This is a genomic window from Methanomassiliicoccaceae archaeon DOK (assembly GCA_009911715.1).
Lineage (GTDB): Archaea > Thermoplasmatota > Thermoplasmata > Methanomassiliicoccales > Methanomethylophilaceae > Methanoprimaticola.
In genome coordinates, this window is sequence record CP047880.1 from 920,700 (window position 1) to 939,981 (window position 19,282).

16 protein-coding genes are annotated in these 19,282 nt (G+C 59.7%); 10 read left to right on the forward strand and 6 right to left on the reverse strand.

Annotated elements, in window-relative coordinates:
• Positions 1 to 297: 297 nt before the first annotated feature.
• The 3 genes from JS82_04640 (at position 298) to JS82_04650 (ending at position 3,652) form a co-directional block, all read left to right on the forward strand.
• Positions 298 to 1,644 (forward strand): hypothetical protein, encoded by a 1,347-nt coding sequence (locus JS82_04640; GenBank protein ID QHK17424.1) that lies wholly within the window; start codon positions 298 to 300, stop codon positions 1,642 to 1,644.
• A complete protein-coding gene (locus JS82_04645; protein ID QHK17425.1) occupies positions 1,641 to 3,221 on the forward strand; it encodes a hypothetical protein in 1,581 nt (526 codons plus the stop codon). Before JS82_04640 ends, JS82_04645 begins: the two co-directional genes overlap by 4 nt.
• 143 nt (positions 3,222 to 3,364) lie before the next feature.
• Positions 3,365 to 3,652, forward strand: coding sequence for a hypothetical protein (locus JS82_04650; GenBank protein QHK17426.1), 288 nt, complete (start codon positions 3,365 to 3,367; stop codon positions 3,650 to 3,652).
• 53 nt (positions 3,653 to 3,705) lie between these two features.
• Here JS82_04650 and JS82_04655 read toward each other — a convergent pair whose 3' ends face one another.
• On the reverse strand, positions 3,706 to 4,536 hold the full coding sequence (locus JS82_04655) for a hypothetical protein (protein QHK17427.1): 831 nt from the start codon (positions 4,534 to 4,536) through the stop codon (positions 3,706 to 3,708).
• Between the two features lie 116 nt (positions 4,537 to 4,652).
• On the opposite strand from JS82_04655, the gene JS82_04660 reads away from it, so the two are divergent.
• Together JS82_04660 and JS82_04665 are read left to right on the forward strand one after the other, a co-directional pair.
• Positions 4,653 to 5,693 carry an AAA family ATPase gene (locus JS82_04660; GenBank protein ID QHK17428.1) on the forward strand — a complete coding sequence of 347 codons (1,041 nt, stop codon included), beginning with the start codon at positions 4,653 to 4,655 and terminating at the stop codon, positions 5,691 to 5,693.
• On the forward strand, positions 5,686 to 6,546 hold the full coding sequence (locus JS82_04665) for a DUF4435 domain-containing protein (protein ID QHK17429.1): 861 nt from the start codon (positions 5,686 to 5,688) through the stop codon (positions 6,544 to 6,546). The genes JS82_04660 and JS82_04665 overlap by 8 nt, the downstream gene beginning before the upstream one ends.
• On the opposite strand, the gene JS82_04670 is transcribed toward JS82_04665, so the two are convergent.
• On the reverse strand, positions 6,539 to 6,781 hold the full coding sequence (locus JS82_04670; GenBank protein ID QHK17430.1) for an exodeoxyribonuclease VII small subunit: 243 nt from the start codon (positions 6,779 to 6,781) through the stop codon (positions 6,539 to 6,541). The two genes, JS82_04665 and JS82_04670, sit on opposite strands and share 8 nt — an antisense overlap.
• Positions 6,778 to 8,109, reverse strand: coding sequence for an exodeoxyribonuclease VII large subunit (gene xseA / locus JS82_04675; GenBank protein QHK17431.1), 1,332 nt, complete (start codon positions 8,107 to 8,109; stop codon positions 6,778 to 6,780). The genes JS82_04670 and xseA overlap by 4 nt, the downstream gene beginning before the upstream one ends.
• A gap of 169 nt (positions 8,110 to 8,278) precedes the next feature.
• Here xseA and JS82_04680 point away from each other — a divergent pair, with 169 nt between their 5' ends.
• Together JS82_04680 and JS82_04685 are read left to right on the forward strand one after the other, a co-directional pair.
• Positions 8,279 to 8,707 carry a hotdog fold thioesterase gene (locus JS82_04680; GenBank protein ID QHK17432.1) on the forward strand — a complete coding sequence of 143 codons (429 nt, stop codon included), beginning with the start codon at positions 8,279 to 8,281 and terminating at the stop codon, positions 8,705 to 8,707.
• Positions 8,708 to 8,711: 4 nt separating this feature from the next.
• Positions 8,712 to 9,122: a hypothetical protein gene (locus tag JS82_04685; GenBank protein ID QHK17433.1), complete on the forward strand. Its 411-nt coding sequence runs from the start codon at positions 8,712 to 8,714 to the stop codon at positions 9,120 to 9,122.
• On the opposite strand, the gene JS82_04690 is transcribed toward JS82_04685, so the two are convergent.
• The 3 genes from JS82_04690 to JS82_04700 are packed head-to-tail and all read right to left on the reverse strand — an operon-like array spanning position 9,109 to position 10,979.
• On the reverse strand, positions 9,109 to 9,681 hold the full coding sequence (locus tag JS82_04690; GenBank protein QHK17434.1) for a hypothetical protein: 573 nt from the start codon (positions 9,679 to 9,681) through the stop codon (positions 9,109 to 9,111). The genes JS82_04685 and JS82_04690 overlap by 14 nt on opposite strands.
• Positions 9,682 to 9,714: 33 nt before the next feature.
• Complete coding sequence (locus JS82_04695; GenBank protein QHK17435.1) at positions 9,715 to 10,353, reverse strand: hypothetical protein; 639 nt, start codon at positions 10,351 to 10,353, stop codon at positions 9,715 to 9,717.
• On the reverse strand, positions 10,350 to 10,979 hold the full coding sequence (locus tag JS82_04700; protein ID QHK17436.1) for a hypothetical protein: 630 nt from the start codon (positions 10,977 to 10,979) through the stop codon (positions 10,350 to 10,352). Before JS82_04700 ends, JS82_04695 begins: the two co-directional genes overlap by 4 nt.
• A 129-nt stretch (positions 10,980 to 11,108) precedes the next feature.
• On the opposite strand from JS82_04700, the gene JS82_04705 reads away from it, so the two are divergent.
• From JS82_04705 to JS82_04715, 3 genes are read left to right on the forward strand one after another with little or no spacing between them, the layout of a single operon-like run.
• Complete coding sequence (locus JS82_04705) at positions 11,109 to 13,766, forward strand: hypothetical protein (GenBank protein QHK17437.1); 2,658 nt, start codon at positions 11,109 to 11,111, stop codon at positions 13,764 to 13,766.
• Positions 13,759 to 16,677, forward strand: coding sequence for a UvrD-helicase domain-containing protein (locus tag JS82_04710; protein QHK17438.1), 2,919 nt, complete (start codon positions 13,759 to 13,761; stop codon positions 16,675 to 16,677). The genes JS82_04705 and JS82_04710 overlap by 8 nt, the downstream gene beginning before the upstream one ends.
• Positions 16,678 to 16,729: 52 nt before the next feature.
• Positions 16,730 to 19,282, forward strand: a complete 2,553-nt coding sequence (locus tag JS82_04715) for an HAD-IC family P-type ATPase (GenBank protein ID QHK17439.1) — start codon at positions 16,730 to 16,732, stop codon at positions 19,280 to 19,282.

The following is a 19,282-nucleotide window of genomic DNA, read 5'->3' on the forward strand; positions in this document are numbered from 1 at the left end:
AGGATTTGTAAGGAAGATAGATAGACCTATATAGACGGTTCAGGACGGTATCCCCGCGACGGTCTCGGAAAGCACTCGGCAGCGGGCCCGCAGGTGTCCTCGGACGGTGGTATGTATGACCTCGGATCCTCCCTCTGGCTATCCTCCGCGCCATACAGGATCGGCCCTGGGCCCCACGCGGGTCGTCCCGATACCTATTGTGCGGGACGCTGACACATCCTCGCCCGCCGGACGCCCCGGCCGGCTCTGGCTCATGGCGAACCAATTTATGGCACCAAGTCATCAGACCTCCGAACCATGAAGGTCATCATAGTCGGAGCAGGCGAGGTCGGCAGGGTCTCCGCCGAGACCATCTCCAACGTCCACGACGTGTTGGTAATCGAGAGGGACGAGACCGTCCTGAACGTGCTAAAGAGCCGTCTCAACGTCTCCACCCTCAAGGCCGACGGCACCAACCCGAAGACGATACAGTACGCTATAGAGAACCACGACGCCGACATGATCATCGCGACTCTCGGAAGCGATTCCGAGAACCTTTTCCTATGTCTCATGGCCAAGAGGTTCAAACCCTCGATCATCACCGTCTCTTCGGTCAACAACCCCGACTACATGATCCAGACCTCCGACCAGGGCGTGGAGGGCGTTGACACGATCATCTCCCCTGAGCTGATCACCGCCCAGAAGATGTACAAGCTCTGCGTCCTCGAGAACGCCATCGACTACGAGTCCATGGCTAACATGGGCACGTCCGTCGCGATGTTCACCGTCGAGCCCCAGCACGACATCGTCGGCAAGGTCGTCATGCATCTGAAGATGCCGGACGACTGCACAGTCTTCGCCATATACCGCGACGAGGTCATGCACACGGAAGTCGAGACCATGGAGATCCACCCCGGCGACAAGATATGCGTCTTCGGCACCGACGAGGCGCTCAAGGGGTTCAACGAGCTCATGGGCGTCGAGTATCCGGCGAAGAACTTCGTCATCCTGGGCGGCTCCATCGTCGGCCGCAATCTGGCCAGACTCCTGGCCGCGGACAAGCTGAACGTCAAGATCATCGACAGGGACGAGGCCCTGTGCAGGGACATGGCGAGGTCGCTGACCGGCGTGGCCATCGCCTGCGCCGATTTCATCGACCCGGACGTACAGAACAACGAGAGCATATTCCGCAGCGACGCACTCATCACCACATCCCACGCGGACGACACCAACCTGCTGATGTCCATGACCGCCCAGAGGCACAACTCCCGCAAGGTCATCACCCGCTACTTCACGAAGGAGTACGAGGACATTTTCCAGTACACTGGGATCGAGACGATCATCGGTTACTACAGGATCATCTCCAACGAGATCACCAAGAGCACCATCTCGGACGAGACCGCGATCATGACCGCCAGGGACCAGGACGAGTTCTACTTCGTCCACATGGTCGACCAGCAGTCGAAGCTCCTCGACCGCTACCTCGGGGACATGATGGTCCCGGAAGGGGTCAGGATCGTCGCCGTCAAGAGGGATGACGGCATCGTCTACCCCCGTCTCGACACCAGGTTCCAGAAGGACGACGCAGTCATCGTCTTCACATCGTTCTCCAAGAGAACGGACCTCATAAGGGTCTTCGGCAAATCCTCCATCCCGGAGGTGTGACGCTGAAGCTCAGGCTCCCCAAGGTAAACGTGCGCCCCAGGTGGGAGAGCACGACCATACGCACGCTGGGCATCCTGGAGATAGTCTTCGGACTGCTCCTGCTGGTCCCGGCCGCACTCGCGTTCTACCTTGGCGAGCAGCCCCGCATATTCCTCGAGCCCGTGCCGTTCCTGCTGATACTCGGAACTGCTCAGCTGCTGCTGTTCAGGGAGTCCAGCACGTTCAGGTCGGTGAACGGTCTGCTGCTCATAGGGATAGTCTGGCTCTTCATGTTCCTCATCTCCACCGTGCCGTTCCTGCTGTACGGGATGGACTTCGTGGACTCCCTGTTCGAGGCCGTCAGCGGGATAACGACCACCGGGCTGTCGGTCATGGTCGACGTGGAGTCACAGGACATGAGCCTCCTCATCTGGAGGGCGCTCACCATGTGGATGGGAGGTATCATGATCATCATCGTGTTCCTCTACATGCTGCCTCTTTTCGGTATCGGACGCAGCGTCTTCGTGAACGAGCTCTCCGGTTCCGGGTCCTCGAACTACTCCATGAAGATGAGGAACGCCGCCAAGTCGTTCATCTACTCCTACGCCCTCCTGAGCCTCATAAACCTGATACTTCTCCTCGTGTGCCGGATGGACCCTCTCGAGGCCTTCTGCCTCATGTGCACCACCATCTCGACGGGCGGACTGATGTGCACAAACGACAGCATGATGTCCTATTCGGACCCGATCCAGCTCATCACGATACTGTTCATGTTCCTCGGAGCCACGAACTTCTACCTGCACTACCGTGCGATCCACAGGAAGGAGAGGGGCGTGTACCGCAAGAACTCCGAGTTCAGGACCATGCTCGCCTGGTTCCTCGGCATATCCGTGATCATCTACCTGCTGGTCATACTCGACAGCGGGACCTCCGGGATGAGCCTCACCGACCACTACGAGACTTTCAAGAACGCACTCTTCACCACGGTCTCCCTCGGCACCACCACCGGACTCTACGTCAACGACTTCACGCTCTACCCCCAGCAGTGCATCCTTCTGCTGATGATCGTGGCCCTTATCGGAGGTTGCTCCGGATCCACCAGCGGAGGAATCAAGTTCAGCAGGCTCAGGATCATCTACGAGTTCCTGAAGAACAGCTTCGGGAAGGTCGTTCATCCGAACGCCGTGTACGACGTGAAGATGGACGGGGCGAGCGTCAGCAACGAGACGGTCCAGTCGACCCTCATCGTCTTCCTGATGTTCGTCATCACGATAATCGTGGGTACCATCCTGATCCTCATCATCGGGATCACTCAGCCCACCGTCAACGGGCAGGACATCGACATCATAGACTCGATCGGACTCGCCATATCGAGCATCTCCAACGGCGGCATGGGGTTCGGCAACTTCGGACCCACCGGGAACTTCGCCGGACTCCAGGACTCCCTGAAGATGCTACTGATCGTCCTGATGTGGATCGGGCGTCTGGAGATCGTGACCGCCCTTGTCATGTTCACTCCCGGTTTCTGGAAAGACCTGACCTCGAATCGGAGGCACCGCGGCAGATACAACCCCAAGCGCCGGAAAATCGGTCAATGAGGATGGCCCCCGCCTCACCACTCTACGGATTTGTGAGCACACAGCCTTGAGACCCACATGACCCACTTGATTCTATTCGAAGATATTATTTTGACAGAGGATAGTGCGTACTATGCCGATAACAGTGAGTGAGGTGGTCATCAATGAAATGCATTGCTTTGAAAATCGAGAAAAAAAGGAGCAGGTATCTCATTATCTGCCTGGGAATCCTGATAATCCTGTCGGGATTTGTCACTGTCTTGACCAATCATTGGTATCCTGCATTGATCTGTGGAATTCTTGGCGGCGGTTACATGATATGGTCCGCCTATCTTGAGATTCGTATAAGAAAGGAACTTGAAACAGCGACCATGGACAGAGTCACAAGTATCAGATACTCGGACGAGGGGCAGTATCTCTTAATGGAATACGACGAGGAGCAACAATCGTAAGGCGAACTCGGTGATATGGAGCACCAGACCAGTCCGAACCGTAGAACAGCGATTCAATGGCCCTCGCAGTACGAGAGAACGTTGAGGGCGGCCTTGTCACCAGGCGACTTCTCGTTAATGGCCCCTGCGACGATGCGTGCCTTGTCGTACTCGCCCTTCTCCGCCAGGCAGATGCCGAGGGTCTCCATGGCTCCGATGTGGCCATTGTCGATGTTGATCGCCCTGGTGGCGTAACCGGCAGCGGCCTTGTAGTTGCCCGCTATCCTGAGTACGTACGCCGCGATGGCGTTGGAGTCCGCCGTCTTGTCCTTCAGACAGGACCTGGCGTACTTCCCCGCCTCCTTGTCCCTTCCTCCGAGTATTAGAGAGGAGACGTAGGCCCTGCGGACCTGGTAGTTCTGGGGGTACTCCGACAGTAGACCTGTGGCGATCTCTATGGCCTTGGCGTGCTGACCAAGGGCGCTGTGGATCTCCGTGAGCATGACGCGGTCGAACGGAGTGATTTCCTTGATGCGTCCCACTGTGTCCAGAGCATCCTCGTACTCGTCGAGGTCGATGAGGCAGAGGGCAGACATCCTGACGATGGAGTCGTCCTGCTCCATGCCCTTCAGGATGGAGAGGGCGCTCGAGGGGTACTCGAGGCCGCGGAGGGCGCCGGAAATCTGTACGAGATCCTTGCGGTCATTGGGGAGGCTCTCCATGAGCAGGCGCAGTATCTCCTTCGAGGCTCCCGGGTCGTTGACGACCTTCAGCAGGGAGAGGCATTTCACCTTGGTCATGGGATCGTCGTCCGCCCTGGCCAGAGCCAGGACCTTGTCCCCGATCATCGGGTTGCCCTGGGATATCTCCCTCTTGATGTCCTCGAAAGCCGCCTGCGTGTCCATGCTGTGGTTCAAACAGTCCGACCGATATAAGGGTTGGGTGGATTCCCTCCGAATGCGGACGTCGTTGTCGCTGTCTCGAAACCGCAATATAATCCGATTCAGATTACTGGACGTCCATGATGATTAAGTCCCTCAAAGTCACGAAGCTCTTCGATGAGTACGATTACAGTTTGGACATCTGCTGTCCCCTCACCTTCCTGCACTCGCCCAACGGCATGGGGAAGAGCACGCTTATGCGCATGACCTACGCTGCCCTGAAAGGGGATGTGAGGTACCTGTCCGACACGCCGTTCGAGAGGATGGAGATCTGGTTCGAAGACGACGCGATCATGGTCCTACAGAAATACGAGGGCAGACTGAACGTCCTGATGCAGAAGAACGAGGTCGACACCCCGCTGACCCCCGACGACATGGCCGAGGTCTGCAAGACAGTGTACATACCGCCGGAGAGGCTGGCCATCAGGAAGAGGGACGGCCACATGGTCCCCACTCTGGAGGCCTATGCCCACGAGCTCTACGAGAAGTTCAGGTACGCCAAGGAGCACACCGAGCTCGAGCCGCATCCGGAGCAGGTCAGGTCGGACCTGAACGACGGCGAGCTGGAGTTCTGGTCCAAGGACCTGAAGGCGAAGCTGGACTTCATCAAGGACGCAGGGTTCGAACCGGACATACCGTCGAGGATGAAGTTCCCCCCGTCCAGGTACGACATCAGCAAGGACCGTCGGGGATACGAGGAGCTTACCGCGTCCATCTCAGAGTACGTCAAGAGGAACTACGTGCTCGCCGAATCGGTCATCATCTTCAAGGACATAGTTAACGAGATCTTCCTGGACAAGACGGTCACCGTCTCGGATTCTGGGAAGATAGGCATCACGATGAACAACGGCATGTCGCTGCCGCTGGTGAAGCTGTCCTCCGGCGAGAAGCAGATAATCATAATGTTCTACGCGCTCCTCTTCCACGCGGAGCCTGGCTCGATCGTCATTCTGGACGAGCCCGAGATCTCGCTCCATGTGAGCTGGCAGCAGAAGCTCGGCAGATACTTCTCCGACATCTGCAGGGTCAGGAACATCCAGATGATCGTGGCCACCCACTCGCCGCAGGTCATTCACGACATGTGGGATTCGGCCAGAGAACTGAGGCCTTCCGATGCGTGAGTACATAACGTCCGATGACATCTGCAACCAGATCTCCATGGAGAGGTCGGTCTTCAGAGGGACCTTCCTAGTTGTCGAGGGGGTCACGGACGAGAGGCTCTTCGAGAAGTTCATCGACAAGGACGAGGTCCGCATAATAGAGGCCCATTCCAAGGACAACGTTCGTCATGCCGTCAAGGACATGGCAAACGTCAGGAGGGATCCGAGGGTCATCGGCATCGTCGACCCCGACCTCGACAGACTGAGGGGCAGGAAGGTGAAGCCGCCGCTGTTCTTCACGGACTGCCGCGACATGGAGATGATGGTCATCAGGAGCAACGCCCTCCAGGACGTGTTGGACGAGTACAGCGACCACGAGCTACTGCAGAAGTTCACGGAGACCGTGGGTCCGGTCAGGGACGCCCTGATATCGGCCAGCTACCCGCTCGGCCTCCTGATGTACATATCCCAGATGGAGGGCCTGAACCTCAGCTTCAAGGACCTGGAGTTCGAGCGCTTCATCAACCCGCGGACGCTGACCCTGAACGCCGGCTCGATGGTCGACACGGTGATATTCAACTCGAAGAACTGCCGCATGGGCAGGAAGGCCCTTCTCCAGAGGCTCGACAGGGAGGCTCAGGACCTGGATGACCAGTGGGAGGCGGCCAGAGGCCACGACACGGTCAACATCCTGCTCATCGCGCTTAAGAGGAACTTCGGTTCGTTCAACAGCCGCGGACTGAACGAGGGCGAACTGGGAGGGGCCCTGAGGCTGGCGTTCTCGGACCAGTGCTTCGTAAAGACAGATCTGTACAGGGACACCAGCGCATGGGCCGCAGAGAACGGAATCGTCCTCTGGGAGATCGTCAGTTGATCTCGAACTCCTCTTCCCTCACAGAACCGTCGGCAGTCTCCATTATCTTGCGTATGCGACGTTCGCCGTCCTCGAGTATCGACCTGCAGTGGTCTCTCAGGGCCACTGCCTGCTCGTAGATCCTCAGGCTCTCGTCCAGGTCTATACCGCCGTCCTCGAGCCTCTTCACCAGCGCCTCAAGGGCGTCGATGCTCTGCTCGAATGTCATCTCCTCAACGTTCTCGTACTCTGTCATTTCCTCTCCTTCTCCTTGATCTCGGCCGACGCGGACCCGTCCCTCATGTGTATTCTGACAGTGCCCCCGACCTGTATGTCGTCCACCGATGTCACTGCCCTGCCGGTACCGTCTGTGACCAAACCGTACCCCCTGGACAGGACGTTGCGGGGATTGAGCGTCTCCAGACGTGCCGATAGCGAGTCCAGCCTGGCGACGGATGAATCGAACCTCCTGCTGACGGATGACTCCACGCGAGAGAACAGCGATGAAGTCCTCTCACCCATGGCCTCCATCCTGGCTAGACCGGCCGACGGGGAGAGCTTGGCGTTCACGACCTCGTAACGCCTCCTCATGTCCGCGACCATCCCCGTGAGCGCGTTGTCGGCGCGGTTGGACAGGTCCTCGAGTGACATGAGCCTCATGCTCAGGTCGTCCAGGGCTTTCTCGGGAGACAGTCTGGCATCTAGCACCTCGAAACGATGGCTCATCCTGTCCAGAGTCGCCGAAAGCGCACGCGAAGCGCGGGCCATGTCGGCGTTGAGCTGCCCGAGTATCTCCACACGGTCCCTCAGTATGATGGCGGCGGCACCGGTTGGCGTCGGTGCGCGCCTGTCCGCGACGAAGTCCGCGATGGTGAAGTCGGTCTCGTGACCGACCGCCGAGACGATCGGGGCCCTAGAGGCGGCGATCGCACGGGCGACGGGCTCCTCGTTGAACGCCCACAGGTCCTCCAGCGAACCGCCTCCCCTGCCGACGATGATGACGTCCACACCGATGCGGTTGAGCAGCTCGATACCTGATACGATGGTCTGCGCAGCTCCCTCCCCCTGGACCATGGCAGGGGCCAGAAGTATGTCCGCTGGGAACCTGCTCTCGGACGTGGTGATGATGTCGTGGATGACCGCGCCCTTCTCGGACGTGACGACCCCGATGGTGCGGGGATACCTGGGAAGCGGACGCTTCCTGGACTCCTCGAAAAGCCCCTCTGCCTCGAGCTTCTTCTTCAGTGCCTCGAAGGCCAGGTAGAGGTCCCCCAGTCCGGCTGGCCTCATGTTCTCGACGACGAACTGGTACGCGCCCCTCTGTACGTAAATGTCCACGGAACCGAAGGCGGACACCTTCATGTTCTCCTTCGGTTCGAAGTCCATCCTCTGGCGGGAATGTGCGAAGAGGACGGCACGTATCTCGCTGCCCGAGTCCTTAAGGGTGAAATAGTAGTGGCCGGAAGGATACCTCTTCAGGTTCGAGATCTCCCCGTTGACCCAGAGGTCCCTCACCGCAGGGGAGTTCCCGAGAACAGTCTTGACCCTGGAGTTGAGCTGGGTTACCGTAATCGTCTCCGCCATGTGACGGTGATTGGCTGTTCCATATATAAGCGGAATCAGGGGAGGTCGCCGATTAAGTACCGCTCCGGAAACGGTGTCCAGACATCGGATCCAGGCACCGAACAACCTCTGTATGATGCAGGAACTGTATTCTGAAAGGGTAAAATAAGATTCCCGCCTACTCCCACACATGAACGCCGATGAGCTCAGATCCAGGATGGACGACGATGTCGTACAGTACCTGGACAGCGTCGTGGACATGTACAACGCCCCCTTCGCCCGCATGATGGGGATCGAGGTCGTCTCGGTCTCCAAGGACGAGGTCGTCTGCGAGATGGAGCTCCGTCCCGACCTGATGAACAGCATGGGTCGCGGCCACGGTGCCGCCGTGTTCGCCCTGGTCGACCACACATTCGCCATCCTCTGCAACCTGAACCATCCCTGCACAGGCCAGAGCACGTCCATCTCCTACTACAGACCGGCCCAGGGGAAACTGAGGGCGGTTGCGAAACCCGTGAACAGGTCGAGGTCCCTCGAGGTGTATGAGGTGCGTGTGTACTCCGAGGAGGGGAAGCTCATAGCCTCTGCCACAAACACAGCTTTCGTCCTGAAGGGGTGATTTCATGGCTGACAGGCGCTGTCCGTACTGCGGCGAACTCGTGCCCAGCACAAGCATCACCTGCCCCAAGTGCTACAGGAAGATCCCCTCCGAGCCGGAACCTGTCCGCAGGGAGTCCGGAAGCCAGTCGAAGGGGTCGGGCAGGAGCAGCAACCGCACCATCGCGATACTGCTCTCCGTGATACCCGGACTCTTCGGCCTGCTGGGACTGGGTCTGATCTACAAGAACCCCCGTAGGAAGATCGGCTACATCGCACTCGTGATAGGACTGCTATTCTTCATAGCGGCCATGGGGTTCACCATCGGGGTCGTGACGGTGTTCCTCGCAGTCCCCTGCTGGATAATCTACGTCCTCGGTTATCTGGGATGCCTGCTTCTAACTTTCATGGACGGTTTCACGGTCAGGACGTTCTGAGTCGAGATCGGTACCACCCTTCGGCCCTGAGCCTCATGAGCACCGAGACCGCCATGCGCGCCAGGTCCAGGGCCCCCTTCCCGTCGCCCACGCAGGCGGGGTCGCCGGGACACAGCCCGTCGTACGCCGTCCTGATCAGCTCGTGTTCCCTCTCCGGAGGGCCCTTGAGCTCAGGGTCGAGCCTCATGGAGATCGAGGGCAGCACTGTCAGATTGCGGGTGCAGTCCCAGGGTTCGTAGTTCAGGTGCTTGCCGAACACGTTCCCCACGTTGTAGGAGGTGCACTCCTTGCCGAAGATGATCTCCTGGACGTCCCTGACAACCCTGTCTAGGTCCTCTCCCAGGTACAGGTCCTCGGGGTTGATGCCGAAGCATCCAGAGAGATGGTCCAGCGATTCCTTCCCGAGGTCCTTCGGATCCATCGCCACCGTCGCATCGTACACGGTGTCGAAATCGCTCCCGTCCGGAAGCATGCGGCACACGGCGATCTGGGCCACGGCGTCCGCTGGCGCCCCCTTCGGACCGGTGGTTGAGACCTCCACGACATAGACCTCGTCCATGCGGGGTCATCGCCCTTTTCGTTCTTAACTCCGTCACTCCTCGCGGGATGCCACCCTCCTGAGCCTGGAGCCGAGCTGGAGCTCGCCTATGGCGTCCGCCACGGTGCGCCCCCTCATGTAGGCGCCGGACCACAGCGAGGCCAGGAACGTGCCCACGGAATCGCACACCAGGTCGGTGAGTGTGTCGTAGGGGCTGTACTGGGTGACGGATCCGGTGAACATGTCGGTCGCGTACTCCATGACCTCCCAGTACACACTGAATGTCAGGGCTATCAGGGCGGTGAAGACAGCAAGGCCACGACCCTCGAAGTTGACGCGTCCGCCGCCGAAATGCTGGATTGTTATGAGCGCGTAGAACACGAGCAGGCCCACCACCGCCGACGAGAGGGTGTGGGTTATGGTGTCGAAGTAGGACACGTCGTCATAGGCGCCGCTTAAGAGACCGAACGCGTGGAGGAACACGGCGAGGGCGATGAGGAACGTGATCGTCCCGGGAAGCGACACGATCCCGACACGCCTGCAGACGGCCGGGACGAAGCAGACGACGGCGCAGAACAGCTCGACGAACAGTCCGTGGACGCCGTCGGAGTAGGCCGAGGCGCAGAGAGCCAGCAGAACGACGCCCATCGCTACGGCGAGGATATCCGCCAGGACGGTGCCGGTGTCCCTCATGCAGACACCTCCTCGATGAAGAAGTCCTTCGACTTTCCGCGCCCCCTGATGGACATCAGCACCGCGAGGACCGCGGTGACGAACGTCGACGCAACGGGGGTGGACATCAGCAGGGGATTGGTGTAGCGGTCGTTGTCGAAGAAGTCCTCGTTGAAGACCGGGAAACCCTCGGCGTACATCAGACCGAACGTGAAGAACATGTCCAGGGCCGACAGCGACATGGCGAAGGTCAGCGCGAACACGATCATCCATGGGATGGTCATGGTGAGACCGTAGCTGCGGTCCATCACCACAGACAGCATGAAGCCCAGCAGGAAGCACTGGTACGCCTGGATCCCGGCTGTCACGTACGTGTACAGGTTGACCTGCCAGATGACCTCCGATTCCAGCGAGTATACGTTGTTGGCTGCGTACACAACCACCGCGACGACCGGGGCGACCATGCTCATGGCGATGATGTTCCGGTTGTAGCGGTAGCCGAGCTCCCTGACGTGGGGGATCACCAGCAGGGTGACGCAGACGATGTCGATGACTAGCCACATCCAGTCCCTTCCCAGGAACGCGATGACGGCGAGGACGGCGGACAGTGCCACCGCTGCCGATACTAGGGTCTTCGAGGGGATCACGGGAGCGAATCTACTTGGAGGATATAACTGCCTTCCATCCTCTGAGGAAGTTAAAGACGGTTTAAGGTCAGAGAATCTTTGTGACCGTATGTCGTCAGGATTGAATAGGCTCAATCCTTGTCCCCGCACATGAGGCGGCTGAAATCCATCGACGAGCTCTACCAGGAGGTAAGGGACTACGACCTCGTCATCACCAACGATGCTGCATTGGAGACTGCTCTGAACGCACGTGTCGACACGGTCCGCATGGGGACCTTCGCCATCACCCCCAGGCATCTCGCCGGTGACCTGAGCTACTTCGTCCTCCGCGAGAGGGAGATCGGCGACCTTGAGCTGGTGGCCGAGGTCTCCCGCCGGACCGAGCTGGATTTCAAGTACGTCTACAGCGAGATTCAGAACTTCAGGGACATCCGCAGGTACACCTCCGATGTCATCAAGTACATCACGACCAAGCGCTCCCGCAGGGTCTACGACGCATACGAGTCGCTTCCGACCCGGGAGAGGGTGATGTCAAGCTTCGACAACACCGGCGACCTCCCCGAGATCCTCAGGGACAAGAGGACTGCTGTCATCGGAATCGATCTTTTCGACGACCTGGACAAGCACTTCGTTCCCCTCGACTGCGACCTGATCGAGATCTTCCACGATGACGGGGCCTACGACATCCCCGAGATCCGCGAGGTGGGCAACGACCGTCAGCTGGCCGAGAACGCGGTGGATCTCATCGATAGAGGATGCGCCAGCGACTACGCTATTGTTCTCAAGGCATCCTCGCCCATCGCGGACGCCGTCAGGGCGGCCCTGTACAGGAGGGGCATCCCCTTCGTCAACAGCCTCAGCGTGAGGGATCTGGCGCAGATCCGCGACTACATCGGCTTCCTGGGATACTGCATGGAGTACGAGACCGTCCGCGTCGGACAGGTCAAGGAGCTGTTCGCCGCGCTCAACGGCTTCTTCACGCCGGGGAGGGAGGGTTTCCTCCTCTCCAAGCTTCCCGACGACGAGCTCAGGGACCACGCCGTCGTGTTCAGGGACGTGATGAGGACCGCGTTTTACGAAGGCCTCACTTTCTCAGAGGTCATGGACCGCTTCTGCGACAAGAGGGCCAGGATCCAGGTTGGGATAGTCATAAACAGCCTGGGGCTCGCCGACCAGACCGTCACCCCCAGGAGACTAGCCGAGCTGAGGTACGCGGTTGACAACGTGGCCGAGCTGAAGCACAACGAGGAGATCCCGGAATCCGAGAAGACCGGGGTCCTGATTGCCGACTGCTCCAACTCCGTCTACATAGACAAGCCGGTCGTCATCTACCTCGGCATGGAGCAGGACTGGAACGTCCCGGTGGTCGGCAGGAGATACGTCGACGCGGAGGACGAGGCGGAGAGGAACGCCATGCGCCTCCAGGCGATGCTTCAGCAGGGCAGCCGCAGGGTGTACATGGTGAACTCCACCAAGAACGGAAAGCGGGCCAAGCCGTGCCTGACCTTCGATCAGGTCCTGGGGAAACCCTGCAGGGACTTCTCCGACATCGCACCCCTCGTGAGGGGCAGATGGGCTGTCAGAACGGACGAAGAGAGGAGCAGGAGGGGCGAGTCCATCATCGACGGCGTCGAGGCCTACGACAGACCGTTCTCCAAATCCACATTCAACGCCTACTACTCCTGCCCGCGGTCGTTCCTGTTCAGAAACCTGCTTCCGTCTGAGGATGAGAAACAGACAGAGTTCGGCAACCTGATCCACTCCTTCGCGGAACTCTACGCCTGCTATCCGGACAGGGTGCGGGAGATCGGACTCGACACCCTCGCCGACATGATTTCCGACCGCTATTCAGGCCTGTCCTCCCCGTCCATGGAGGAGGTGGACTCCGATGCCGTCAAGGTTGCCATGCACAACGTATCAAGGTACATCGACCTGCTCGGTGTCCGTCCGGCCCTGGACAGCAGCAACCTAGGCAGGAGCCATCCCAACAGGTTCCTCGAGGAACTGGGTCTCACCGCGACGAGCACCGTCTGCGAGACGAACCACACCAGCACCGCCCATCCCCTGCACGGGGACTTCGATCTCTACTGGGACGGGGTGATCACCGACTACAAGACCGGAAAGGCCAAGACCGCCAAGGACATAGTCGACGGGATGACCTTCGGGTCCGGCGCCAAACATCCCGAGTTCCAGCCCCTCATCTACCTCGCCCTGGCCTCGGAGATGGATGGGTCGAGAGACGGATTCAACTTGTTCTACGCCATGGAAAACGACGTGGAATCTCTTGAGGATGGGTACGACATCCGCAGGAACATGAGACGCGTCACCGTCTCCCCCGAATCACTGATGGACCTGATGCTTTCTGACGAGTCACTGAGGGCCGACCTGGAATCCGATCTCAGAAAGGAGTTCAAACCGCATATCAGGGAGATCCTGGATGCGATTACGGACATGGCGACGGGCGACCCCGCGGACTGGGCGAGCGACGCAGCCCTGGTCCGGAGGGTGTCCGAGATCGCGGGCATCGGGGGGAAGGACGCCGACAAGAACACACGCACAGCCATCAACAAGATCGCCTCTAGACTGAAGGGCGGCATGATAACGACGCCGGATTCCATTGTCATCCCCCGCGAGACCCTCGACGGGTTCCTCGCGGCCGTGGACAGGATGCACTCCGAGGCTATCGCCCGGTCACTTACCGAACTTCCCGCAAAACCGGTGGTAAACTGTCGTGAGTGCGAATACTACCAGGCGTGCACAAGCGATGTCATACCCATCGATGAGGAGGAGGGTGAGAGCGATGAGTGAGCTGAACCCTTCGCAGCAGGCCATAGCCGACTTCCTGGACGGCATGCTGGTCGTCGATGCCGGGCCCGGGACCGGGAAGACGCACACCATCGTCGAACGCTACGTCAACCTGATCTCGAGGGAGAACGTCTCACCGAGGGACGTCCTGCTGCTGACGTTCACACGCAACGCGGCCAACGAGATGGAGGAGCGCATAAAGAAGGCGCTGTCCGAACGCGGCATGCAGGAGGAATCCAAGCTGGTACAGGCCAGGACGTTCGACTCGTTCTGCCTGTCCGTCATTATGGACTCCCCCGAGGACGCCGGGGAGCTCTTCGGAATCGAGGAGAGGCTGTCCCGCGGAGCGACCATCTCCAGCAACGACACTCTGAACAGACAGCACTTTCGCTCCTATCTGGACAGGTTCCTGAACGAGAGGGGCGAGGACTACGGGGACTGGGCGGCGATCGCGAGCCAGAACCCGCGCGACATGTTCTCGCTGATCGAGAAGCTGATGTCCCGCGGCCTCTTCCCCCTCAGGAAAGGATGGTTCGGGATCGATGCGGAAGCCCAGCTTCACGGAGACCCCGAGGCGATATTCAATGCAATGGCCGACCTGAACAGACGGGGACCAAGGGGAGGCAAGTCGAAGATGGCCGACGCCCTGAAGGATTTCGACTGCAACAACTCCTGTAATGCCCCCTTGGCCGTGGACGGAGAGCTGCCCGAGTCCGCACTGCGGGAGGCGGCAGTCGACGCCTCCAGGGAGGACCTGATCCGCCTTGTCCACGACGTGTACCACGGATACGTGAGGACATGCATATCGGAGGACAGGCTGACGTTCGGCATCAGCTTCATGCTGGCCTTCGCCCTCCTCTACAACGACGCGGGCGTCAGGGAGAGGACGTCCTACAGGTACCTGATGATCGACGAGTTCCAGGACACGAACATCAACCAACTGATGATCGCCCTGATGATCCTGTCCAAGCCGAACCTGTGCGTGGTCGGCGACTGGAAGCAGGGCATATACGGATTCAGATACGTCTCGATAGAGAACATAATATCGTTCGAGGAGAGGTGCGTCGCCATCCGCAGATTCCTGAACGACGACAACGCCAGGGTCCGCTTCACGATCCCGGAGACGACCCTGCTTCCCCTCGATGTGAACTACAGGTCGTCGTCCATGATCATCGACAAGGCGTTCGAGTGCATGCTCCTCCACGGAAGCAAGAACGATCCCTCGCTGGATGCCGAGGAGGTCAGCCGCAAGGTCACGCTCATCACCCAGGGCCGCACGGACATCCCGGAGGGGATGACCGACATACGTTACGTCCAATGCGGCAGCAAGGATGCGGAGACGGACGAGATTGTCAGATGCATCATGGACTATATCGGCTCCGGGAAGTACACGGTCTCCGAGAACGGGACCACCAGGCCGATGAGACTCGCGGACATCGCCGTACTCTGCCGCAAGACGTCGCACTGCAGGACCGTTCTGACCAAGATGCAGGAGCAGGGCATCCCCGCCTACCTCCAGGGGGAGGTGGAGCTCATGTCGACCAGGGAGGGCAAGCTCGCCCTAGCCTGGCTGAGGTTCGTGAACAACGAGAGGGACCGTTGGGGATACGTTCCGATCATGGCCGACTTGGGATACTCCCTCGCAGAGTGCAGGCGCGCGGTCGAGGACTTCAGCCGCGTCCCCTCGGACCTCGTGATACAGCGCACCGAACTGTACAAGAAAAGGAGGAGGGTCACGGAGCTGCTCACCAGCCTGTACTCGTTCTACGGGCTGGACAACGACATCACGCAGGCGATCATCACCACGCTGTCGACGGCACACCGCGGCTCGCTGCTCAGCATATCCGACCTCGTTAACATAATCGAGGACGGGATCCGTGAGAACACACTCTACCCGGTGGAGAACTCGATCGACCGTGACGCAGTAACGATAATGACGATGCACAAGTCCAAGGGGCTGGAGTTCGAGGCGGTTATCATCCCGTTCATGGACAAGAAGTCGATGCCCCTTGAGAACAGGGACTCCCGCGACGTCTTCTCCTTCGACGCGACCCTCGGCATAAGATGCTCCAAGGAGGTGGGCAGGTTCGACGGCTACACCAAGATCTGCAGTTCGTGGAGGACGAAGCTGGTCCGGGCCACCCGTCCAGCCGACTACAGCGAGGAGCGCAGGCTCATGTTCGTCGCCATGTCGAGGGCGAGGCAGTACGAGACGCTGATCTGCGGACCTGACCCGTCGACGTTCATGCAGGAACTGTCCGGAGGGTCGTACACGACCATAGAATCCTCGGAGACCGACATCATAGTTCATGAGGAACCCCTCACCGAGAAACCGGACGTCTCCGGGTACCCCGCCCGCAGATCCAAGATGGGCGTCCACACGCTGATGCACTTCACCGACGAGGACGGCCAGGGCGGGATGTCCGAGGGCGACGAGGTCTGCGGCAAGGGCAAGGAGTACGGTGACCGCGTCCACCGCGCCGCCGAGGCCGTGTTCAACGGCTGGCAGGTGACCGAGGACTACCCCGAGCTGGAGATGGTCAGGAGCATAGTCGCCGAAGCGCGGAAGTCGGACATGCCCTACGCGGAGATCGACTGCTCGCTCCCGATTGAGGAATGCGGAGTCACGCTCAGCGGGAGGATCGACCTCATGGCGGTGTACCCGGACAGGGTCGAGATACACGACTACAAGACAGACGTGTCGGACAGGTTCGAGTCGGAGTACGTCTTCCAGCTTTCCGTGTACGCCCAGGCCGCTGCCGAGTTCTATCACAAGAGGGTCGTATGCTTCATCGACTACGTCTCGATGGGCCGCACGAAGGAGTTCGCCCCCCTGGGCAGGGACGTCCTAGTCGAGAGGGTCCGTGCGGAACTGGCCAGACAGGAGGACGTCCTCAGGGGAGACACAGTGTGACGGCGAAGCCTCTTTCGCAACGTTATTATAGGCGTATGCCAGAGCCTAGACCATGAGGGGACTGACCAGCGAGGAGGTCGCTGACCGCAAGGCCCGCGGACTGGCCAACGACGCCGACGTCCGCACCAGCAGGACGTATACCGACATCTTCGTGAAGAACGCGTTCACGCCCTTCAACGTGATCCTGTTCATCCTCGGGATACTCCTGGTCATCTGCGACGAGGTCATCAGCGCGATATCCGCGACTGGGATCATCATCGTCAACATCCTCATTTCCACAATCCAGGAGATGCGCGCCAAGCGCAAGCTCGACAGGATCTCCCTTCTGGTCAGACCCAAGGTCACCGTGGTCCGCGACGGCGGGGAGATGGAGATCGACCAGGCGGAGATCGTCGTCGACGACCTCATCGTCATCCGCGCGGGCGAGCAGGCCCTGGTGGACGGCATCGCCGACAGATGCACCTCCGTCGAGATGGACGAGTCGCTTCTCACTGGCGAGTCCAGCACCGTCAGGAAGCACGAGGGTGACAAGGTCTACTCCGGTTCGGTATGCGTGACCGGCGAGATGTACTACACCGTCACCGCCGTCGGAAACGACGCATACGCCTCCCAGATGCTGAAGAGCGCCAGGAAGTTCACGTCGAAGGAGACGCCGCTCCAGATGGAGACGGGCACCATGACCAAGATCCTGATGGTCATCGCTGCCATCCTGTTCGTTCTCACCATATTCAAGTCAATCCTCTTCACACACGAGAACCTCGGACAGACGCTGGAGGTGTTCGTACTCTGTCTGGACGTCGTCCCCATCGCCCTTTTCCTGCTGATAACGCTGACCTACATGATAGCCGCCGCCAGGATGGCCGATTCGGGCGTCCTCCTGCAGAGGGCCAACTCGGTCGAATCGATAAGCCATGTCGACACTGTTTGCATGGACAAGACTGGGACCATCACGACGAACAGGCTTGCGTTCGAACGCAGCGAGGATTTCGTCCCTTCCGATGAGGCTTCGCGCTACGCTTCGGTGTTCGCCACCCTGACGGGGAGCAAGAACCGGACGATGCAGGCCATAGTCCAGCACTACGGGGAAGCAGATGCGGAGCTGGTCGAGGAGATCCAGTTCTCCTCCGAGAGGAAGTTCAGCGCGGTGCGCGCCAGGGACGGCGACAGGACCTACACCATGTACGTTGGGGCATGGACCGTCCTCGGCCCTCACTGCAGGACCGATCTGGAGATCCAGGACATCATAGTCTCCGAGTCCAGGAAGGGACTCCGTACAGTCATCCTGTGCCTGGGCGGTGAAGGGCCGCTGCACGATGACGACGGCAACCCTGTGATCCACGACCTGGTTCCCGTCTCGGTGATCTCCATCCGCGACGAGGTGAGGCCGGACTGCAGGGACACCATCCAGGTGTTCCTCGACAACGGCATGGACCTGAAGGTGATATCGGGCGACGACCCGGTCACGGTGGACTCCCTGTTCACCATCGCCGACATCCCCGGCGAGAGGAGGATAATCTCCGGGCCGGAACTGGACGCCATGGACCCGGATACCTTCGAGAAGACCGTCCTGGAGACCAACATCTTCGGCAGGATGAGGCCTGAGAACAAGCAGGCCGTCATCGAGACTCTGAAGAAGAACGGCAGATACGTCGCCATGATCGGGGACGGCGTCAACGATGTCAAGTCCCTTAAGACCGCCCAGGTGGGAGTGGCGCTGGAGAGCGGCTCCGGCGCAGCCCGCGGTGTCGCGGACATGGTGCTCGTCAAGGACAACTTCTCCGCCCTCCCCAAGGCGCTGGTCGAAGGCAGAAGGACCGTCTCCGGGATGAGGGACATCCTGAAGATCTACCTCACAAGGAACCTGGTCCTCGCACTGCTGTTCATCGCCATCTACATCTTCGTCGGCTACCTGCCAATGCTTCCGATCCAGAACACGTACTACGCTTTCGTGTCGGTCACGATCATGGCGTTCTTCATGACGCTTTTCGCCAAGCCGGACAACAACAAGGAGCTGATCCTGCCGGACGTCCTCAGGTTCTGCGTGCCGTCGGCCATCATGATCGCGGCCTTCGGCCTGGCTGTCTACGGAGGGTTCTGGTGGCTTCAGGACCAGGGCATGCTCAACATCGACTGGGCCTACATGGCATCCATCCACGGTACCGACATCGAGGGGCTCCTGGACTTCTACTCCTGGGGGATCGAGGTGAACACCAGCGAGATCGTCGCCAGGTCAGCGATGCTGTTCTTCATAACGACGGCGGGAATACTCCAGATGCTCCTGGTCAGCCCCAGGTACAGGTTCCTGTCACCGGACGGAAGGACGAACAAGAGCCTGATTCCCATCATCCTCGTGGTCTTCGTATTCCTGGTCATCTATGCCATGTACGCGTACTTCCCCGCCATAGCTGTGAACCTGGTGGAGCTGGTCATATTCCCCAACGAGGTCTTCCTCCTGCTCATCGGGATCACGGCGGTCTGGTTCTTCGCGGAGCTGTTCGTCCTGAAGAAGAACGTATTCAAGCACGCCGTCGACAGGTTCGAGACGCTCTACATGAAGAAGCTTCAGGACGCGTACACCGAGGGCGATGTGAAGGAGGACGACTGA